This window comes from Nostoc sp. ChiQUE01b, from assembly GCF_034531255.1.
GTDB lineage: Bacteria > Cyanobacteriota > Cyanobacteriia > Cyanobacteriales > Nostocaceae > Nostoc.
Genome location: NZ_JAVRBM010000054.1, coordinates 1 through 19,624, shown reverse-complemented (window position 1 = coordinate 19,624; position 19,624 = coordinate 1). Strand labels below are relative to the sequence as shown.

The window sequence follows — 19,624 nt, the reverse complement described above, 5'->3', positions numbered from 1 at the left end:
AACTATTATATCCCTAGATTTTTATGACAATTCCTCTCTTTTCAAGAGATGCTAGACCTAGCTTGCTTATACAAAGGAGTACGGATAGCTACGGTGAAGGTGGCAAGAGGTTGCAATACAGTGTAGGTTTCTCTTTGAGACACTACGCCAACAGACCAACACTGATTATGAAAAATTTGCAACCTGCTCTAGATGAGGTGTTTCATGCCCGCAGTTAGCCTCAGAAAGATTCTCAACAAAAAAGAGTTGCCATCTCTCCTTCAGAACTTAGTCTACCAGTTCAATATCGCGATTGATGTTGAACTGGTAGACGGTACGAAACTGATTAGCATTGGGGAGCAAACTGGAGAAAACCGTTATCCAATTGAGGTTTCAGGAGAAATCATCGGTTGGGTTGTTGGAGAAGAACAGGCAACTATACTTGCAAATTTGCTCTCATTTCTGGCAAAGCAAGAAGCTGAGAAGAAAGTACTCGCCAAAGAATTGCTGGAGCGATATCAGGAAATTGATTTGTTTGACGATATCTCGACTCAACTGACAACAAGTTTAGATACGCGACAGATTGCCCAACTTGTGCTTCAAGAATTGAGTCAATTAATTGAATCATCTGCGGGGATGATTTTGCTTTTGAGTCCAGATGCAACTGCGTTTGAAATCGTTGCTGAATTTGGAGTGTTTTTTGAGCACAATCAGCCGGAACCGGGTAAGGGAATTATCGGCAACATTGTACAATCCAACCGAGCAGAACTTATCAATGATGTGCAAGCCGATCCGCGATTAGAGGGACAAAAAAACGTTAATGCCATGATTTGTGTGCCGTTGCGAGCCAAAGAGCGGGTACTAGGAGCGATCGCTATTGGAACGACCAAAACTGACTCATACAAGGCTGAACACCTGAAACTGGTGAGTATCTTTGCCTCTCAAACAGCGATCGCCATTGACAAAGCTGTGCTTTACGAGCAAAGCACTCAAGCAGCCGTCCAGGCAAAAGCCCAGACACAGAAGCTTCAGCAAGCTCTCCATGAGTTGCAATTAGCCCAAACTCAGTTAATCCAAAGCGAAAAAATGTCCAGTCTCGGACAACTTATTGCCGGAGTTGCCCACGAAATCAACAATCCGGTTAACTTTATTTGCGGCAATTTAAAGTATGTTGCCGAATACGCTCAAGACTTGTTACACCTGTTGGAAAAGTATCAAAAATTTCTACCTATTGCTCCTCCAGAACTGGAATCAGAGTTAGACAATATAGACCTGGAATTTATCATGCAGGATTTTCCTAAACTGCTAGATTCGATGAAACTGGGCACAGGTCGCATCGTCGAAATTGTCCAATCCCTGAAAAACTTCTCCCGCCATGATGAAGCTGAAATGAAAGCCGTCAACATCCACGATGGCATCGACGGAACCTTAATGATTCTTCATCATCGCCTGAAAGCAGATGTTCATCGTCCAGCAATTGAAATCGTTAAAGACTATGCAAAACTTCCCCTGATTGAATGCTATCCCGGACAGTTGAATCAGGTGTTTATGAACATCCTGGCAAATGCCATTGATGCGCTCGAAGAGTCATTAGTCATTAGTCATCGGTCATTGGCATCAAACGAATCACAAATAACAAATGACAAAGGACAAAAAATACTCCCGACCATCACTATTCGTACCAGAGCTATTGACCACCAGTGGGTTGTAATTCGCATTGCTGACAACGGCCCAGGCATGAAGGAAGAAGTAATTCGCCGCATTTACGATCCCTTTTTCACCACGAAAGATGTTGGCAAGGGAACGGGGTTAGGCATGGCAATCAGCTACCAAATCGTTGTAGACAAACATGGGGGAATGCTTAAGTGTCGTTCTCAACCAGGTGAAGGGACAGAATTCTGGATTCAGATTCCAATAAATTGTGGATTGGTGGACGCTGCTGAAGAACAAAATAGCACCTCTGCCTTGCCAACTCCCACAACGGAATCATTCTCGACTCCCGATACCGACGGCTTCATTCCATCAACCGCTCCAAAGCTCAAACCGACGGATCTGCTGATCCGCCATACTCAACTGATCCAGCGACTTTCACAGCACAGTCCAGAGGTGGAAGGTGCATCACCCGATCAAATTTATCAGATGTTCCAACGCCACCCAATTTCGTTAAGGCTTTACGCCACTTTGTTGTCTTGGTTCTGTTGTTCTAACCCTACCCAAATACGCCACTAAAGAAACCTCAATCATGTTTAACCAACTTGATGAATACAACAGTCAGCTATTTGAGCAATGCCCCGTTGGGCTGGCACTATGCCGAACAGATGGGACGCTAATTCATATTAACCTTGCCTATGCTGCCATTTTGGGGCGAACTGTTTCAGAAACTCTAAATCTCACCTACTGGCAGATTACCCCAGAAAAATATGCTGCCACGGAGCAATCTAGCCTAGAAGACTTGGAACAAACTGGTCGCTATGGGCCTTATGAGAAGGAGTACATCCACAAAGACGGGTACTTGGTTCCAGTCAGGTTATCTGGAGTGATGATTGAGAAGGATGGGGAGCGGCTGATCTGGTCTAGTGTCGAGGATATCAGCGACCTTCGACGCATTCAGGAGGAACGCCAACATACTGAACAAATCCTGAAACAGAGTGAAGCCCGATACCGCTCTCTGGTGACAGCTACTACACAAATTGTCTGGGTAAGCACACCAGATGGAATTTACTTTGAACTGGCAAGCTGGATAGCTTATACCGGTCAAAGTCTAGCTGAAGCTGAGAATGGGGGCTGGATTGATGCCGTTCATCCCGAAGATCGCGATCGCACAGCCCAAGTCTGGGGTACAGCCGTGACTAACCGCAGCCTCTACCAAATTGAATACCGAATTCGTGCTCAGGATGGCAACTATCGCTACTTTTGGGTCTGTGGTACCCCCGTTATCGAAGAAGACGGCAGCGTTCGGGAGTGGATTGGCACCTGCACTGATATTCACGATCGCAAGCTGGCAGAAGCCGAAAAGCAGTATCTAGAACAACGGTATCGCTCTTTAGTAACTGCCACTTCACAAATTGTCTGGGTGACTACGCCTGAAGGAGTGGGGGTGAGCCGTGAAATGCTTACTTGGTTAGCGTACACAGGTCAGAGTGCAGATGAAATCGAGGGTTTGGGCTGGCTCGATCCGATTTACCCCGATGACCGTACCCGCGCCGCCCAAGCCTGGAGTGCTGCTGTGGCGAATCAGAGTCTCTTTCAAACCGAATATCAGCTGCGTGGCAAAGATGGCACATACCGCCACTTTTTTGTCTGTGGCATCCCCATCCTAGAAGCAGACGGTAGCGTTCGAGAATGGATTGGCACCTGCACTGATATTCACGATCGCAAGCTGGCAGAAGCCGAAAATCAGCGTCTGATGGATATGTTGAATCATTCCAGCGATGCCATCATCGTCCGCGATATGAGCGACAAAATCTCTCACTGGAATCAGGGTGCCGAAAGGCTCTACGGTTGGACGCGTGAAGAAGTAAAAGGCCAATACATTCACGCATTTATCAAAAAAATCTTTCCAAAACCAAAACAAGAAATTGTCGCAGAGTTATTAGAGCAAGGCAATTGGGAAGGAGAAGTGGAACATCTCACCCATGAAGGCAAACTGATTACCGTCCAAAGTCGATGGACGTTGCAACGGGACATCTCTGGTCAACCTTGCGCTGTGCTGGAAATCAATACTGATATCACTGCCCGCAAACAAGCAGAAATTGCTCTTAGGCAACTGAATCAAGAACTGGAAGCCAGAGTTGAAGAGCGGACGGCTGCCCTGCAAAATACCCTAGCAGAAGCACAGGGATTAAATGCCATTTTAGATAACTTAGCAGATGGTTTGTTAGTGGCAGACACCGCCGGACAAATCACCCACTTCAATCCTGCCTTTTTAGCCATGTATGGATTGACAGCTAGCGCCCTCAACGGTCACTACCGAGAATTGCCGATATCTGGTTTAGCAGACCTGGTTGCACGAACTCAGTCCCATCCTGGTGAGGTGTTCTCTGCCGAAGTTGCACTGACCAAAGAACGCATTGGTCAAGCAGTAGCAACCGCCATTTTCAAAAAGACGGCAGACTCAGAACCCTCTACCTGCTTCGGTTCGGCACTGCTGATTCGGGATGTGACGGCAGAAAAGGAAATCGACCAAATGAAGACTGATTTCATCTCAACAGTTTCTCATGAGCTGCGGACGCCATTAACTTCTGTTCTCGGTTTTGCGTCCATCATTCAAGAAAAGCTGGAAACCGATGTGTTCCCAATGATTTCTACCGAAGACCGCAAGCTTCAGAAAACGATTAAGCGGGTGGCTGACAATCTCAACATTATTGTGTCGGAAGCAGAACGGCTTACGTCTTTGATTAACGATGTCCTAGACATCGCCAAGATGGAAGCAGGTAAGGTGGAATGGCAGATGCAGCCGATTGATCCCAGCGAATTACTGGATTGGGCAACCAATTCTACCGCCGGGTTATTTGAAAGCAATGGTTTGCAATTAGTCAGCGAGATTGAACCTGAATTGCCTCAAATAGTAGGCGATCGCAACCGTTTGCTGCAAGTTTTAATCAACCTGATTTCCAATGCTGTTAAGTTTACTGAATCTGGTTGTGTCACCTGCCGCGTCAAACCAGGAAACGACGGTGTTTGCATCAGCGTTATCGACACAGGCATTGGGATTGCACCTGAAGACCAGCCGAAAGTATTCGAGAAATTCCGCCAAGTTGGCGACACCCTCACCGACAAACCCAAAGGCACTGGGTTAGGACTGCCCATCTGTAAACAAATCGTTGAGCATCACGGCGGTAGAATCTGGGTTGAGAGTGAACCAGGTAAAGGCAGCGTGTTCTCGTTCATTATTCCTACCTACGCCAGCGATCAGAAAACCACTGCTAATCTGAATTTGGATACGCTAGTCAAACAACTCAAAGAACACGTCATCACCAAAAACGCTGTATTGAACCAAAACCGTAAAACCATTTTGGTTGTAGATGATGACGCTAACATTCGGGAACTGCTCCGCCAACAACTGGAAAACGAAGGCTACAACGTTCGGGAAGGAAAGGATGGCATGGATGCGATTCATCAAATCAAAACAGCCCGTCCCGATTTGATTCTCTTGGACGTGATGATGCCCCAAATCAACGGCTTCGATGTGGCAGCCGTTCTCAAAAACGATCCTCAGACCGCAGACATTCCAATTATCATTCTGTCGATTATTGAAAACAAAGAACGGGGCTACCACATTGGTATTGATCGCTATCTCACCAAGCCCATTGACACAGAAAAACTCCTCAATGAAATTGGCTCACTGCTTTACCAAGGTACTTCTAGTAAAAAGGTATTGGTTGTAGATAAAAATGCATCAGCCTTAAAAACCCTATCAGATGTACTGCAAACTCAGGGATACAGTGTGATTGAAGCTTCCGATCCGCAAGAATGCATTTATAAAGCCCTGTCAGCCAAACCTGACATGATCATCATCGATTCTATCTTCTCTCAAGAAGCCGATTTAGTGAAAACTCTACGCTTTGAGAAGGAGTTGGAAAATGTATTTTTTATTATGCTGTCTGAACAGTAATTGCTAGGGATTGGGGACTGGGGACTGGAAAAAATTAGTGGAACCTTACTATATAATCTAATTTCCAATCCCCAATACAACTCTTGGAGAGGCTGTGTCAACGGCAACTCTTGGAGACGCACTCGCGTTCGCTCAGTACAAGTCCCCAATCCCTAATCCCCAGTCCCCAATTTCCAATCCCCAATCCCCAATCCCTATGACCCAGAAAATTCTAATTGTTGACGATGAACCCAATATCTTGATTTTGATGGAACAAGCCTTAGAAGTATTAGAAGATGAGGGTGTTGAACTTCTAACTGCGAGAAATGGAGAAGAAGCTCTCGAAACTATTAAAACTGAAAAACCAAATCTAGTTTTTCTTGATGTGATGATGCCGAAAATGAATGGTCTGCAAGTCTGCCACATTGTTAAACACGACCTACAAATGACTGATATCTACATTGTGATATTGACAGCGAAGGGACAGGAATTTGATAAACAAAAAGGAATTGAAGTTGGTGCTGACTTATATCTAACTAAACCATTTCGCCCCAAAGAAGTACTTGAAAAATCAATACAGGTGTTGGGCTTTTGAGGTAAGTTATGAAGGCTTTTCATCTGCGATCGCAGCTTTTTAGCTGCCTCAAATTCAGAATTATAGGACAAGAGGAAGAGAAGACAAGGTAAATCATCTTCCTATCCCTTTGTTAAGTAAGTCGGCATAATAAAACCAAAATATGTGAAGAAAAATTAACTAGGCTAAAACTCTCTTCCCTCCTGCCTCCTGCCTCCTGCCTTATCTCAACGATAAATTTTCCCACCTACCTACTTATCTTCCTTGACGCTAGGTCTGCCCTGCAATCAATACAACTCTAAAATTTCTAATTCTGGTGAGATTGGAAAGCCAAACTTTTCATGATAATGAGGAAACTTGAGTAAAAATAGGCATAAAGGTTTATTTCGATAAAAAGCTTTTAGCTTAAATATACGAACTTCAAAACCTTCCTTTTCTGCTTCTTGTGATTCAGAAAAGCTTCCAGGAAAAATTTCATCGAAATGAATTTCAAATTTTCTGGCAGCTTCCAAAAAAGGCTTGCCAATCAATCTAGCAGCATTGTCATAGGCAGGGTTAGGTATTATTTTCCTATACTGGCTTTCGTCAAATCCAGCTCTGAAAATAAATTCAAAAAAACTGCTAAATATCTTGATGTTTTCACTTGTATTAAAATTTTCCCAACCTTGAACTAAACTATCTTGAAGTTCTTGGTAAAGATTAATTATAAATTGATTTTTTACAGAATTAATTTCCATAATACTTTTTTTCATTTTTACCTTTTTTTTAATTAAAATTCATTTACAAAAAATCTGCTTAATTTCAATCTTTATAAAACCCATAAATCAAAACAATCTTGCCATCTCAAACAAAAAGATTTCAGAGCATTGCTTCAAACGGAAATATCGGATTTCAAAAATACTTCTACTCCAGCACGTCTTAGTAATGAAGTACCATCAGCAGATTTCAACTGTGCGAATAATACAATCCTTTAAACTCGCTAAATTTTATTTATAACCTGTCAAGTTTATAAATGTTTAAGTTGGGATAGTTGTGTGCTTATAGTGCCATATTAAAATAATATAAGTCAACAAGATTAGTCATAAATTAAAAAATTACTCAAGATTATATTGACAAGTTTATATTTACTTAAAATTTATATCTAGAAACGCAATTTTACGATAAAAATACAGACAACATAGATCGCAGTGTAAGATAAGTCAATAAAAACGCTCAAACTCACTCAATTGAGTCCGTTTGAACTGATTCTTGCACCAGTCCCAACAACCGCCTTAGAATGAATTCTGAGGCTAATAGCTCAAGTCTTCTAAAAAAGATTGAACAAGGGTTTGATATCATGTCCGGCTGATTAGTTATGATTCTTGCATCTGTGCAAAAATCTGAAAATTTTTTCTCCCCCTACCCCCTGCCTTCTTAATGATAAGTCTTTAACCGGACATGATATGATTCCATGCTTAGTAAAATTGAGCTACAAGAAAGAGAAATTGATTTTTGGGTGGGCGATCGTGCTAATCGAGAATGCTACAAGATATCTATCAGTTTGAACAGACTTAGGCTATGAGCCTGAAACTTAAGTCTTAGTCTCCATATAGCGATGTCTACGACGGGCTACGCCTACGCTCGTTTGTATGCAATACACTCTCATCTCTGGCCTGCTTGTTCAATCAGAAGGTAATTCTGGGAAAGCTTAATTTGTGAGAGCGAGAGGCTTTTGCCAGAAGGAACTAGAATTAGGAAACACCTAGCTGGGTTCTTCTGACTTTTGAAATTAGGAGTGCATGTGTGCCAAAATTCCCTAAATATTTGCTGATTGGATCGACCGAGAATTACAGCGGTAAATCTGCAACTGTTCTGGGTTTGTCTGATCAGCTACAGCAAAAAGGTCTGGATATTACCTACGGTAAACCACTCGGTACGTCTTTCAATTCGTCTAGTGGAACCGTAATTGAGGAAGATGTCCAGTTTATCGCTCTTAGCCTCAATTTGCCGGAAAACCGCGTTGCACCTACAATGCTGGCTTTGGATGAACCAAATGTGCAAAAGCGCTTGCAGGGGGAAGACAAAACCAATTATCAGCAGTCCCTAATACAGCAATATTTACATAAGTCTCAAGGAGATTTGGTGTTACTGGAGGGGCCTGGTAATTTGTCTGAAGGCAGTTTGTTTGACTTGTCTTTACTGCAAATGGCTGAAGTATTGGATGCTGGTGTGCTGTTAGTAGCCCGCTATAAATCGTTGCTTTCGGTTGAGGCGCTATTGGCTGTTAAAGGGCGTGTGGGCGATCGCTTGATTGGAGTTGTCATCAATGATATTCCTGTCACTCAACTAGAAACAGTTGATACTCTTTTGCGCCCATTTTTGGAACAGCAGGGGATTCCAGTGCTAGCAATGCTGCCGAATAGCGATTTGCTCCGCAGCGTCAGTGTTGGCGAACTAGTCAAGCAGTTAAAGGCTGATGTTCTCTGCCGCAACGATCGGATGGATTTGTTAGTAGAAAGTCTGGCAATTGGAGCGATGAATGTCAATTCAGCTGTAAAATACTTCCGCAAACGCCGGAATATGGCAGTGGTGACAGGAGGCGATCGGGTGGAAATTCAGCAAGCGGCTTTGGAAACTTCTACCCAATGTTTAATTCTCACTGGGCAACTACCACCCCCACCGTTCATTCTCAGTCGCGCTGAAGAACTAGAAATCCCCATTTTATCTGTTGACTTAGACACCCTCACCACTGTAGAAATTGTTGATCGCACTTTCGGGCAAGTCCGCCTCCATGAGCCGATTAAGGTTCAGTTCATTCGCCAGCTGATGTCTAAGCATTTTGACATTGACCGCCTGTTATCTAAACTAGGTTTAACTCCGGCTGCGGCATTATCTTAGATTCATCAACCTTGACAATTAAGAGCATCTATGCTCAGTTATCAGTTAGGAGGCTGTATTGCTGGTGATGGTACAGCTGGTTCGCCGTCACCTCCCAGGCGACGGCGTGCTGTTTCCTTCCGCCCCATAGCTGGGACATGCTTAGTTGCAGCAGCTAATCCAAAGACAGGCATATTTCCATAAATCGCCTCATATCTTCCCGGTTCAATTAAATAGGTTTCGTGCCAAATGCCGACACTGCCATCAGCACCAATGGCTTGATTAAACCTTTGCCAAGCTTTTAAATGTGCATCGGCTGGATTTCTAGCAAAACGCTCCAAATCCTCGAACGATCGCCAATACTGAATCAGTCCTACCCCTCGCGGGTAGATAAATCTTTCTCCTCCTAAAAATCCTTTTTCGGGATTCTGATTCAGGCTTCGTAGCATGGGCGACATTGCCATAGCTATAGGAATCCATTTGGAAAAAGCGAATAATTTATTAATTCGCATCCCAATCAGAAACACAACAAAGGGTTCATTAATCTCGGCTGTAAATCGTCCCGGTATTACTTGAGGCATTTATCACTCCTTGTTGGTTAAGTTAATATGCAACTAATTGCATATTAATATTTTATGCAATTAATTGCATAAGTCAAGTAGTGAATTAAAAATTATGGCATTAGCGCACGCAATATTAGCGGCTCTGGTTGACGCATCCTGTAGTGGGTATGATTTAGCAAAACGATTCGATAGCTCTGTAGGCTTTTTCTGGTCAGCAAGTCACCAGCAGATTTATCGGGAGTTGTCAAAGCTCGAAGATCAAGGATGGATCAGTTCCGAGTCGATTCTTCAAACCGGACGGCCAGATAAAAGGCTCTACAGCGTTACAGATTTGGGAGAACAGCATCTCAAAGAGTGGATTACTCAACCTTGTGAACCCACACCGATTAAAGATGATTTACTAGTTAAAATTTTTGCTGGTCATGTTATTCCTAAGCAAATTATTTTGGCAGAGCTAGAACATCACCAAAAAGCCCATCAAAAAAAATTGTCTACGTACCATAACTTAGAACAGCGTTACTTTCAGAATCTGCAAGAACTACCAGAATCAGGCAAATTTCAGTACTTAACTCTTCTAAATGGCATTAGTTATGAAACACATTGGCTAGCCTGGTGTTCCCAAATAATGGAGTTACTGAACCAAAGAATTGAAAATTAGTCGCAATGTCTAACTTAAGTTTTCCTCGTATCTACACGCTGTTTGGTAAAATATCTGGGTCGTTTAGTCTGATTATCTCCATCTTTGAGCCAATCAACAGACCTTATTAACCTCGATACATTAGCCCAAGAACTGGCGACAATCCAGCAGACGGGTTCTAAAAGAATTGCCTTGCTGGGTTCTCGTCACGTCCCGATTACGCATCAGAATCTTATTGAAATGATGACTTATGCCCTAGTTTTATCGGGTAATCGCATCATCACTTCTGGTGCTACAGGTACAAATTCAGCTGCTATCAAGGGAGCAACCCGAGCTGATGCAAATTTGTTGACAGTGATTCTACCCCAAAGCCTGGAACGCCAGCCTTTAGAATCGCGCCAGCAACTAGAACAGGTAATGCATCTAGTCGAAAATCCCAGTAATGATAATCTGTCTCTGGCAGAAGCTAGTTACTTGTGCAACAAGGAGATTGTCTCTCGTTGCCAGCAACTAATCTGCTTTGCGTTTCACGATAGTCGCACCCTATTACAAACTTGTCAGGATGCAGAAGAACAAAGAAAAGTGGTGACGCTTTTCTACTTTGATTAGTCATTTGTCATTTGTCATTTGTCCTTTGTATTTGACTAATGACCGATGACTGATGACTAATAAACAATAACTAATAAGTAATGATAATTTTTTTGTACTCGATTTTTTATCTCTTTTTTGCCGGGAAGACCCCAAGTGAAACTTAGTGGAACTTAGGGATTCAGGAATCCATGAAAAATTTTTCTTCTAAAAATTTTTCATGGGAACCCTGTCGGCAGTAATGGAGAGGACATCCCTTGAAAGTCGGATGTGCGTTACAAGAACAGTAAGAGGGGTAGTTGAGTATTTAATAATTTTAGGGATTGTGTTACTCCCTAAAATACTGTATGATACTTCCAGGTCGATAAGGTAAAAACAATGATTGTTTTTGAGTTCAAAGCTAAAGGCACTCTTCGACAATATCAACAGATAGATGAAGCGTTACGAATTACTAAATTCATTCGTAACAAGTGTTTGCGGTTTTGGATGGACAATAAAAATGTTAAACCTTACGATTTGAATAAACATACTGCACACGTAGCTAAAGAGTTTGACTTTGCTAATAAATTAAATTCTTCAGCAAGACAAGCAGCAGCAGAAAGAACTGCTTTCGCTATCAAAAAATTTTTTGATGACTGTGAGCCAGCCCGGTCTTGTTGTTTCAACAAAGAGGAGCCAGCGCGGTCATCGGGGTATCCCCCAGGAGCGACTGGCGTTGGACTGGCGAACCCAAAGGGCAAAGCTAAAATTCAAGGGTTAAAAGGGTATCCAAAGTTTCAGAAGAGTAATCGCTCAGTGGAATATAAACTAAGCGGTTGGAAACTTTCAGATGACCGGAAACGCATTAAATTCACAGATAAATGTAATATTGGTCAACTGAAGTTAATCGGAACTTGGGATTTACATTTTTACCAAATCAAGCAAATCAAGCGAGTCAGAATAGTTAAGCGTTCAGATGGCTATTACGTCCAATTTTGTGTAGATGCCGGACGTAATGTAGATACTCAGCCTACAGGTAAAACTATAGGTTTAGATGTAGGACTAAATCATTTTTATACTGATTCACAAGGAAACACAGTAGAAAATTCTAGATATTTACGAAAATCTGAGAAGGCTTTAAAACGCCTTCAAAAAACAGTTAGTCGTAAAAAGAAGGGATCTAATAATCGCAAGAAAGCTATAAACCGTCTTGGTAGAAAGCACTTGAAAGTGTCACGTCAGCGTAAAGATAATGCGATTAAACAAGCGTTATGCGTAGTAAGGTCTAACGACCTTGTGGCTTACGAAAAACTACAAGTGAGGAATCTGGTTAAAAATAGTAAGCTTGCGAAATCAATTAGTGATGTTTCATGGTCATTGTTCACACAATGGTTAGAGTATTTTGGCAAGATATATTCGAGAGTTGTTGTACCAGTAGAACCAAAATTCACTAGTCAAAATTGCTCGTCTTGCGGTGAACTTGTGAAAAAATCTCTCTCTGTCTGTACTCATATTTGTAAGTGTGGGTGTATTTTGGATAGAGATCATAATGCCGCTTTGAATGTGTTAAAAAAAGCCTTGAAACAAACTAATTACGATTTAAGTACCGTCGGGCGGACGGAAACTTTTAACGCTTGTGGAGAGATGACCCTCTACCCAGATTTGGTAACAAGTCTAGGCAAGGTTGCTCAGTGAAGCAAGAATCCTCGTATGAAGCGTAGCGGAATGCGGGGAGCGTCAAATTTTGAATATACTCCTTTTGCGTTAGCGTAGCTCCTCTGAAAGAGGCTCGCTCATGTTTGCCATTGGCATCCTTGGCTCTGCTACTCTCTTTTTCTTGAGCATCATCCAAGCGACTAGTTAATTGGCGATGGTGGGGCCCCCTCTGGGGATAAGGGGTAATGGGGACTGGGGACACTTCTCTTCTTAGGCTGTCCCAACGACAGAGCTTCAGTGTATCGCTGGGGACTGGGGAAAGTTTTCCCAATATCCAGATATCCAACACCCAATCCAAAATCCAAAATCTAAAATCTAAAATGTTTTATGGCTTCTACTTTTTCCTTTGACGTTGTGAGCGACTTTGACCGACAAGAGTTGGTTAACGCTGTCGATCAAGTTGTACGAGACATCAAAGGTCGTTATGACCTCAAAGACACTGAAACTACTGTCGAGTTAGTCGAAGAAAGCATTAACGTTAATACTGACAGCGAGTTTACCTTAGACTCTGTACACACCATTCTGCGAGAAAAAGCCGCCAAGCGTAACCTCTCCCAGAAAATCTTTGATTTTGGCAAAGTTGAATCAGCCAGTGGTAATCGTGTGCGTCAAGAAATCAAACTCAAAAAAGGCATCAGTCAGGAAATCGCCAAACAAATTTCCAAATTGATTCGCGACGAATTCAAAAAGGTACAAGCCTCAATTCAAGGGGATGCTGTGCGGGTTTCTGCCAAATCTAAAGATGACTTGCAAGTTGTCATGCAGCGGCTAAAACAAGAAGACTACCCAGTTGCTTTGCAATTTATAAATTATCGTTAAAAGATTCGTAATTCGTAGTTAAAAATTCAATTACGAATTACGTTAGCGAAGCGGTAGCGAGTCATCGAGCGTCATTACGAATTATCTTAAGCCCGTCCGCCAATACTTCTTTGAAATGCCGGACGCTCAGATAACTGCTTCATATAGTTCAACACCGCTGGATAGGGGCTGAGGTCTAGCTTCAGTATCATGGGAACATAATTCAGAATAGACCCCACTGCCACATCAGCAACAGTGAACTCATTACCATGTAAAAAAGGTTGCCTACTGAAAATTTCATTTAACGGAGTCAACAAGCGGGGCATTTCCCGCTCCCGATTTTCTTCTCCAAAAATCCCTGGGCCAAGGGTAGCATTGGCAAACACCACCCACTGGGAAAATACAGCACGTTCTTGGAGTGAAAGTGGAGTTTTACTGTACTTATCGGCAAGATACAGCAAAATTGCCCCAGATTCCCAAAGCTGAAAATCCCCATCAACAATTGCTGGCACTTTACCAAATGGGTTAATTGCCAAATATGCAGGCTGGAGATGTTCACCCGATTGCATATCAAGCTTGACGAATTCGTAGGGAATTCCTAATTCCTCTAAATACCAGTGGACAATTGACGCTCGACTACGAGCGCCACCGTAAAGTTTTAGCATAATTACTTAAAGAACTTTGTGAGTGTGAGAATGCTGTTTAACGTTGTCTTCTTTGGTGACAACTCTAGCGGCGTTTAACACTCGCTTGCGCTCAATGGAATATTTAAATTCAGTGTAGTTTGTACCTAATGGAATCAGAGATTTTGCAGATTCACGACGCTTGTAGGTACGAGCTGCTGCAAATACCCGTGGCACAAATTCCTCTCCAAACTGAGCAGACTCTGGAAAGCCATCTGGCAGCAGTTGTGAATCGCCATCCAGCACAGATCCTAAAGTTGTGGCTTGAGCCAGCTTATAGGAGGTAGGAATGCCCTTTAAAAGCGCTTCCAAAGCCGCTGAGGGAATCGGTTCTATAACTTCGATTTGATAAACTTCTCCATCTTCTTTGACGAAGCAGGTTGCCAAGCCGATCACAATGTAATCATCGGTTGCTAAATCAGGGGCATTGGGATAGAAAATTGCGGTTGTCATCGGAAAATTTCTCAAAATTTAAAATGGGCATGGGGCATTGGGCATTGGGCATTGGGCATTGGAAAGAGACAAGGAAGAAAGAAACTTGTTTAATAATTCTTCTTTGTCACCCCTCATCTCCCCCTGCCTCCCCTGCTCCCCTCTTGAATGAACGGCTTGTTGGCATTCTACCAATTTGTCGCTCTTACTACTTGACTAGTACGCCACGGTGGAAATAGAGCAACCATTTAAAATCCCTAAAGAGCTTATTACATAATACTTTTGATTTTTGATTTTTGATTTTTGACTTCCACCTTGCGGTGCTAGTCTTTGAGATTGACATCTGCTATTTCTGGAATTCACCCTGGGGATGAAGTATTCATGATTAGGTTTGAGGATCAATTGTTTATTTAGGGCGTAGATTTCTCTTATGCGGCTAGGTTAAGTTCTCTCTTGAGATTGCTTTTATGTAACCCTAAATACTTTAAAAATAAACATAGTGGTAAAACCACTAGCGGACAAAAACTAGAATTTGATTCCACAAAGCAGAGATTTAATGTATATAAAATGAATATTCACTCATTCTTAGCTGACGGTGATCAGCAAAGTAACAAAGATAAAATTGTTTCAAATATTACACATAAAGCTCAAGCACAGAGAAAAAATGACGGTGGCGAATCTGTTTTAGGCGATCGCTATTTACGCTCTTGTGCTTTAAAGTTGGCTCAATTAGGAGATTATACTGAGGCGATCGCACTTTTAACCCAATTAATCTGCCGCCATCCCCATAATGCCGTTGATTACAACAACCGAGGGTTAATTTATTTCCAAAGTGGTGAAAGGCAAAAAGCGCTTTCTGACTATAACACCGCCCTCAAGCTTAATCCCTATTTAGCTAGTGCTTATAATAACCGAGCAAATTACTACGCTGCTTGTGGAGAATTAACAACAGCACTTGCTGATTACGATCGAGCGATTGATTTCAATCCTCGCCATATCCGGGCGTGGATTAACCGAGGCATTACCTGGCGTGATTTGGGGCAATATGAGGAGGCAATTGATAATTTTGAGGTAGCACTACTTTTCGGTCAACTAGAAGGTCATATCTGGGCTGAACGCGGCAGGACTTACCATCTTTGGGGTGATTGGAATTGTGCGATCGCTGATTATCGTCGTGCCCTTACTAAACTGCCCTCTCTTGACAACAATAAGGATATTACTAGTTGTCGCTTGCGTTTACAACTCGAAAATCGGCTAGACGAGCTACTATCTCAATCAGCGTCCTAATTGGTAATTCTTAGTAAATTCTTCATTTTGAATTTTTAATTGGAGCGTTCGTGCAGCGTCTCGTAGAGAAGCGACCCTGTATCGCTAATGACTAATAGATGATAACTACATAGCTATTCAAAAATTAGCTCATTACTTGTTAACAATAATATAAATTAACACCCAGTTTATACGTAACTGAATCACAATAAACCTCAATAATCCCAAATTCGCCATTTTTCTTAGGGTGATGAGTCTGTTTGCTCATCTTCTCGGCGATCTCGATTCATCAACACGATCTGACGCTGGCTGGGATCGAATCGGTATCCTTGTCGTTGTCTAATAATTTTAGCTTCTTGCGGATCAAAGTTACGGCTAAATTCTGCCTGTAAACCATTGACATGTCCTTCCATCAGCTTGACTTCAGTACTCATTTCTCGCAATTTTTCTTGCTGTAACCAATGATAAGGCAAGAGTTGTGTTAAAGCAGATGCTGCAACGGCTGTAATCACAAGATTCACCGCTATTTTGGCTGTGCTTTCCAGTGCCATCATCTGGTAAGAACGTTGACGAAGATGCCGTTTTGGTCGAGAAATGGCTCGACGTTTTTGTATAGGTTGTAACGGTGGTCTGGAGGGTTGAATCGCGTTCATGATGCTAAAAGATAACCTCGCTTAGTGAAGGGAAGCACTCCTGAATGTTTGATTTAGCTGTCATATTACTTCATTTTTTTGAAATAGCTACAAGTGTTGTACCAGTTAAAAAATAACCTGGCTTACGTAAGTGCAAGATTTCTAGCTACTTATGGCATAAAACCACAAGTTTTTGGAAATTGCACCCCGTACTGCCAGGATTATTAGCTTTTTAACTGTGTCACATCGGAACGTTATTTGTAAAGTTCTGTGGCTAATCGCCAAGCTAGAACTCCTGGGATCAAGGCTACAACTAGAGCGATGTAGACTTGAGCATCTGAGAGAGTAGACACCTGAGCAATGTACAGAGTATCTAAGATAGGCATGGCTGAAAACCTCCTAACCTGAATAGATTTTGAACAGTTCGTTTACTACTTTTCCTTGTTTTGCCAGAATTGTGGAATATCTTGTTACAAGATGCAACAAAAGCAGTTATTAGTCAGTAGTTCTTATTTATTCTCCATTAAAAAAATTTATAAAAATTATGAATTTATATCTGGGCATCGACTTCGGCACATCTGGCGGACGCGGTGTGGTGATTGACGAGGAAGCCTCTTGTATTCAGGCAGAGGTGCGATATCCTTTCCATGACTCATCAGATGCCGTTACACCAAAAATTTGGCAGGAGGCTTTGTTTGCGTTGGTGGAACAAATACCTGACCACTTACGGCGAGAAATTAAAGCGATCGCAATTAATGGTACTTCTTCCACCGTCTTGCTGGTCGATGCTGTTGGCAATCCAACAGATGCACCATTGCTGTATAACGATGCGCGGGGATCATTGGTGCTAGAGCATTTGAAGAGTATCGCACCCCCCAATCATACCGTGTTGAGTGCCACCTCCAGCCTGGCCAAACTTTTGTGGATGAGGCAATTACCCTCTTTTAGTGAAGCTAGATATTTCCTGCATCAAGCAGATTGGCTGGCGTTTCTCCTACATGGACAGTTGGGTATTAGCGATTACCATAATGCTTTAAAGCTGGGTTATGACGTAGAAGAGTTGAAATACCCAGAATGGTTAGAAAATTTGCAAATACCGATTCAGTTACCCAAAGTTTTAACTCCTGGTACTCCAATTGCCGAATTGCGCCCTGAAATTGCGGATAAGTTTCATTTCCGGCGTGATTGTTTGGTATGTGCTGGTACAACTGATAGTATTGCCGCTTTTATTGCCAGTGGGGCAAAATTACCTGGTGATGCCGTGACTTCCCTTGGTTCAACATTGGTACTAAAGTTATTAAGTCATACCCGTCAAGAAGATGCACAATACGGGATTTACAGCCATCGCTTGGGTAATTTGTGGCTGACTGGGGGTGCTTCTAATACTGGGGGTGCAGTACTACAGCAATTTTTTACGAACGCTGAGTTAGAAAGCCTTAGCCGGGAAATTGATGCATCAAAAGCTAGCGAATTAGATTATTATCCATTGTTGAAAGTAGGCGATCGCTTTCCGATTAATAATCCCAATCTACCGCCACGATTGTCACCACGCCCAGATAACCCAGTGGAATTTTTGCATGGGTTGTTAGAAAGCATTGCCCGCATAGAAGCACGAGGGTATGAATTATTACAGCAAATAGGCGCAGATAAATTGAGTCGTGTTTATACTGCTGGCGGTGGCGCGGCCAATGATATTTGGACTGCGATTAGGGCGCGTCATTTGCAGGTTCCTGTAGTAGCGTCAGTGTACACAGAAGCAGCTTATGGAACGGCGCTGTTAGCGATGGGAGGCGGAAGTAAGGGTGAATAAGAGTAATTGTGTAACAATCTTTTCGTAGGTATTTCGTAAATCAGTATCTATCCCAGTGACAATCAATATATCGCGGCCGATACTGGGATTATTAGATACCGGACTATAGATTCCAGGTTCATGATCTGGGCAGCTATTCGGGGATGGGTGCTTCGCAGCAAGCGAATGTCATCTATCCCCTTTACTAATTATCAGTGTGAATTCTGAGGGGATTAGGAGAAAAGAAAAAGGTTTTTTAAGAAGGTTTAACCCGCGCGATCAAGATTATCATCTAGGGAAAAAGTAAGGCTGCGGACTCGGATTTGATCGCTTTTAATATCTAGTGGCTGTATCAAGTCTTTGGGGTATATCAAAAAGGCTTGCTTGCATTTTGTTGTGTTGGCGTAGCTGATCATTTGATGAATATCTGTATTTACAGCCGGTTCAGGGGCTTTATACTTTATTTATTTGTTGGAAGTCCCTAACAAAGATGTGACTAATGCATAGCCAAATGAAGACTATAAGGATACTATTTTACTACTTGAAGGTTACAGTTATTATTACTCTTTTTCTACTTCAAGATCACATTGATTATTGTTGGTCTTCCATGTGTATCCTTTTTCAGGTTTCCAATATCCCCATTTTGTATCAGCAATTACATGTTTATGTTTACGATTTTCGCTACCTGCTACAACGCCTTTCAATGGTTCGTTAGGACATGAAATTGCATTTTCCTTTTCAGCTACAGGATGAGATATGTTATATCCAACAACATTCACTATTGTACCAGATATTATACTACTAATTGCACCCAATCCAGCTGTTATCGCTGCAGTTTTCACTGCAAATGAAGTGGAGTCACTTTCCTTTTTATTTTTTTCATCTTTTTGTTTCAGTTCATCTAATTTTTTTTGTGCTTCTTGTGCTTCTTGTGCTTTTTGTGTTTGTTTTTGCTTTTCTTTTAGTTCTTCTATTTCTTGAATATTCTCTTTTGTTTTTTGGCGGATTTGGTAAAATTTATAACTCAAGACAACTAGGGGAATCAAGGGAATCAAGGGAAGCAATAACAAAAGGAACATAATAAAACTTTTAATCCTATAGCAGTATTTATACTAATAACGACTGTCTCAAAATTCAATCAGCACTTTACTTATATCAACCTTAAGCCTACCCCACAGATACACCTCTAAGCCTCTAATTTAGGAGGCTTTTTTCATGGTTATGCCTTGTTTTCATCACTTGGCATAACCCCACAAATGCTTTTAACCGTAGCTGTGATTTGAACCATAGCGTGACCAAATTTAGTAGCAAATTTAATCTCCACTTTTGTAATTAGGAACGCAGCTAACTGAGGGCACTTGTATTTCTTTTTCTGATACCTCAGTAGCTATAACTTAGCAATCGCACCGTATTTTTTCTATATTAAATCCTGCTAAAATTTTACAAATCATGCTAATTGGCGTATTGACCCAACAAATTCCTCCTAAACAGGACTTACGCAACTGGCACAGGGCGATCGCAAATTGGTAGTACCAATGT

Annotated in this window: 18 protein-coding genes; 11 read left to right on the top strand and 7 right to left on the bottom strand. The window is 42.0% G+C overall.

The window, feature by feature from the left end; all coding sequences use genetic code 11:
- Positions 1-23 precede the first annotated feature (23 nt).
- The 4 genes from RMY63_RS27975 to RMY63_RS27960 all read left to right on the top strand — a co-directional run bounded on the left by RMY63_RS27975 (position 24) and on the right by RMY63_RS27960 (position 6,167).
- Positions 24-218 carry a hypothetical protein gene (locus RMY63_RS27975; RefSeq protein WP_322731824.1) on the top strand — a complete coding sequence of 65 codons (195 nt, stop codon included), beginning with the start codon at positions 24-26 and terminating at the stop codon, positions 216-218.
- The gene (locus RMY63_RS27970) at positions 205-2,208 is read left to right on the top strand and encodes an ATP-binding protein (protein WP_322731823.1); all 2,004 of its coding nucleotides are present in this window, start codon (positions 205-207) and stop codon (positions 2,206-2,208) included. Before RMY63_RS27975 ends, RMY63_RS27970 begins: the two co-directional genes overlap by 14 nt.
- Positions 2,209-2,221: 13 nt before the next feature.
- On the top strand, positions 2,222-5,593 hold the full coding sequence (locus tag RMY63_RS27965) for a PAS domain S-box protein (protein WP_322731822.1): 3,372 nt from the start codon (positions 2,222-2,224) through the stop codon (positions 5,591-5,593).
- A 196-nt stretch (positions 5,594-5,789) separates the two neighbouring features.
- A complete protein-coding gene (locus RMY63_RS27960; RefSeq protein ID WP_322731821.1) occupies positions 5,790-6,167 on the top strand; it encodes a response regulator in 378 nt (125 codons plus the stop codon).
- Positions 6,168-6,433: 266 nt separating this feature from the next.
- Here the strand turns inward: RMY63_RS27960 and RMY63_RS27955 are convergent, their stop codons facing one another.
- A complete protein-coding gene (locus tag RMY63_RS27955) occupies positions 6,434-6,898 on the bottom strand; it encodes a hypothetical protein (RefSeq protein ID WP_322731820.1) in 465 nt (154 codons plus the stop codon).
- 1,030 nt (positions 6,899-7,928) lie between these two features.
- On the opposite strand from RMY63_RS27955, the gene RMY63_RS27950 reads away from it, so the two are divergent.
- Complete coding sequence (locus RMY63_RS27950; protein WP_322731819.1) at positions 7,929-9,023, top strand: phosphotransacetylase family protein; 1,095 nt, start codon at positions 7,929-7,931, stop codon at positions 9,021-9,023.
- Positions 9,024-9,064: 41 nt separating this feature from the next.
- Here the strand turns inward: RMY63_RS27950 and RMY63_RS27945 are convergent, their stop codons facing one another.
- Positions 9,065-9,583 (bottom strand): DUF4188 domain-containing protein, encoded by a 519-nt coding sequence (locus RMY63_RS27945; protein WP_322731818.1) that lies wholly within the window; start codon positions 9,581-9,583, stop codon positions 9,065-9,067.
- 94 nt (positions 9,584-9,677) lie between these two features.
- On the opposite strand from RMY63_RS27945, the gene RMY63_RS27940 reads away from it, so the two are divergent.
- From RMY63_RS27940 to RMY63_RS27925, 4 genes are all read left to right on the top strand, one after another.
- Positions 9,678-10,223 (top strand): PadR family transcriptional regulator, encoded by a 546-nt coding sequence (locus tag RMY63_RS27940; protein WP_322731817.1) that lies wholly within the window; start codon positions 9,678-9,680, stop codon positions 10,221-10,223.
- 84 nt (positions 10,224-10,307) lie between these two features.
- On the top strand, positions 10,308-10,811 hold the full coding sequence (locus RMY63_RS27935) for a hypothetical protein (RefSeq protein ID WP_041565591.1): 504 nt from the start codon (positions 10,308-10,310) through the stop codon (positions 10,809-10,811).
- A gap of 357 nt (positions 10,812-11,168) precedes the next feature.
- Positions 11,169-12,464, top strand: coding sequence for a transposase (locus RMY63_RS27930; RefSeq protein ID WP_322731816.1), 1,296 nt, complete (start codon positions 11,169-11,171; stop codon positions 12,462-12,464).
- A gap of 348 nt (positions 12,465-12,812) precedes the next feature.
- Positions 12,813-13,304: a YajQ family cyclic di-GMP-binding protein gene (locus tag RMY63_RS27925; protein ID WP_322731815.1), complete on the top strand. Its 492-nt coding sequence runs from the start codon at positions 12,813-12,815 to the stop codon at positions 13,302-13,304.
- Positions 13,305-13,390: 86 nt separating this feature from the next.
- Here RMY63_RS27925 and RMY63_RS27920 read toward each other — a convergent pair whose 3' ends face one another.
- Together RMY63_RS27920 and RMY63_RS27915 are read right to left on the bottom strand one after the other, a co-directional pair.
- Positions 13,391-13,948, bottom strand: a complete 558-nt coding sequence (locus RMY63_RS27920; RefSeq protein ID WP_322731814.1) for a glutathione S-transferase family protein — start codon at positions 13,946-13,948, stop codon at positions 13,391-13,393.
- 6 nt (positions 13,949-13,954) lie between these two features.
- Entirely contained in the window at positions 13,955-14,419 is a 465-nt protein-coding gene (locus RMY63_RS27915) for a hypothetical protein (RefSeq protein WP_322731813.1), read from the bottom strand.
- Positions 14,420-14,965: 546 nt separating this feature from the next.
- On the opposite strand from RMY63_RS27915, the gene RMY63_RS27910 reads away from it, so the two are divergent.
- The gene (locus RMY63_RS27910; RefSeq protein WP_322731812.1) at positions 14,966-15,685 is read left to right on the top strand and encodes a tetratricopeptide repeat protein; all 720 of its coding nucleotides are present in this window, start codon (positions 14,966-14,968) and stop codon (positions 15,683-15,685) included.
- Positions 15,686-15,906: 221 nt separating this feature from the next.
- Here RMY63_RS27910 and RMY63_RS27905 read toward each other — a convergent pair whose 3' ends face one another.
- Together RMY63_RS27905 and psaM are read right to left on the bottom strand one after the other, a co-directional pair.
- Entirely contained in the window at positions 15,907-16,317 is a 411-nt protein-coding gene (locus tag RMY63_RS27905; RefSeq protein ID WP_322731811.1) for a hypothetical protein, read from the bottom strand.
- A 233-nt stretch (positions 16,318-16,550) separates the two neighbouring features.
- Positions 16,551-16,649 carry a photosystem I reaction center subunit XII gene (psaM, locus tag RMY63_RS27900; RefSeq protein ID WP_322731858.1) on the bottom strand — a complete coding sequence of 33 codons (99 nt, stop codon included), beginning with the start codon at positions 16,647-16,649 and terminating at the stop codon, positions 16,551-16,553.
- Between the two features lie 191 nt (positions 16,650-16,840).
- Here psaM and RMY63_RS27895 point away from each other — a divergent pair, with 191 nt between their 5' ends.
- Entirely contained in the window at positions 16,841-18,106 is a 1,266-nt protein-coding gene (locus tag RMY63_RS27895) for an FGGY-family carbohydrate kinase (RefSeq protein ID WP_322731810.1), read from the top strand.
- A gap of 539 nt (positions 18,107-18,645) precedes the next feature.
- Here the strand turns inward: RMY63_RS27895 and RMY63_RS27890 are convergent.
- Positions 18,646-19,164 (bottom strand): hypothetical protein, encoded by a 519-nt coding sequence (locus RMY63_RS27890; RefSeq protein ID WP_322731809.1) that lies wholly within the window; start codon positions 19,162-19,164, stop codon positions 18,646-18,648.
- Positions 19,165-19,624 lie beyond the last annotated feature (460 nt).

Bases quoted from the DNA above. Each gene is read 5' to 3' on its own strand.
- RMY63_RS27975 (WP_322731824.1), top strand. From the start codon at position 24: ATGACAATTCCTCTCTTTTCAAGAGATGCTAGACCTAGCTTGCTTATA.
- RMY63_RS27970 (WP_322731823.1), top strand. From the start codon at position 205: ATGCCCGCAGTTAGCCTCAGAAAGATTCTCAACAAAAAAGAGTTGCCA.
- RMY63_RS27965 (WP_322731822.1), top strand. From the start codon at position 2,222: ATGTTTAACCAACTTGATGAATACAACAGTCAGCTATTTGAGCAATGC.
- RMY63_RS27960 (WP_322731821.1), top strand. From the start codon at position 5,790: ATGACCCAGAAAATTCTAATTGTTGACGATGAACCCAATATCTTGATT.
- RMY63_RS27955 (WP_322731820.1), bottom strand. From the start codon at position 6,898: ATGAAAAAAAGTATTATGGAAATTAATTCTGTAAAAAATCAATTTATA.
- RMY63_RS27945 (WP_322731818.1), bottom strand. From the start codon at position 9,583: ATGCCTCAAGTAATACCGGGACGATTTACAGCCGAGATTAATGAACCC.
- RMY63_RS27940 (WP_322731817.1), top strand. From the start codon at position 9,678: ATGGCATTAGCGCACGCAATATTAGCGGCTCTGGTTGACGCATCCTGT.
- RMY63_RS27930 (WP_322731816.1), top strand. From the start codon at position 11,169: ATGATTGTTTTTGAGTTCAAAGCTAAAGGCACTCTTCGACAATATCAA.
- RMY63_RS27925 (WP_322731815.1), top strand. From the start codon at position 12,813: ATGGCTTCTACTTTTTCCTTTGACGTTGTGAGCGACTTTGACCGACAA.
- RMY63_RS27920 (WP_322731814.1), bottom strand. From the start codon at position 13,948: ATGCTAAAACTTTACGGTGGCGCTCGTAGTCGAGCGTCAATTGTCCAC.
- RMY63_RS27915 (WP_322731813.1), bottom strand. From the start codon at position 14,419: ATGACAACCGCAATTTTCTATCCCAATGCCCCTGATTTAGCAACCGAT.
- RMY63_RS27910 (WP_322731812.1), top strand. From the start codon at position 14,966: ATGAATATTCACTCATTCTTAGCTGACGGTGATCAGCAAAGTAACAAA.
- RMY63_RS27905 (WP_322731811.1), bottom strand. From the start codon at position 16,317: ATGAACGCGATTCAACCCTCCAGACCACCGTTACAACCTATACAAAAA.
- RMY63_RS27895 (WP_322731810.1), top strand. From the start codon at position 16,841: ATGAATTTATATCTGGGCATCGACTTCGGCACATCTGGCGGACGCGGT.
- RMY63_RS27890 (WP_322731809.1), bottom strand. From the start codon at position 19,164: ATGTTCCTTTTGTTATTGCTTCCCTTGATTCCCTTGATTCCCCTAGTT.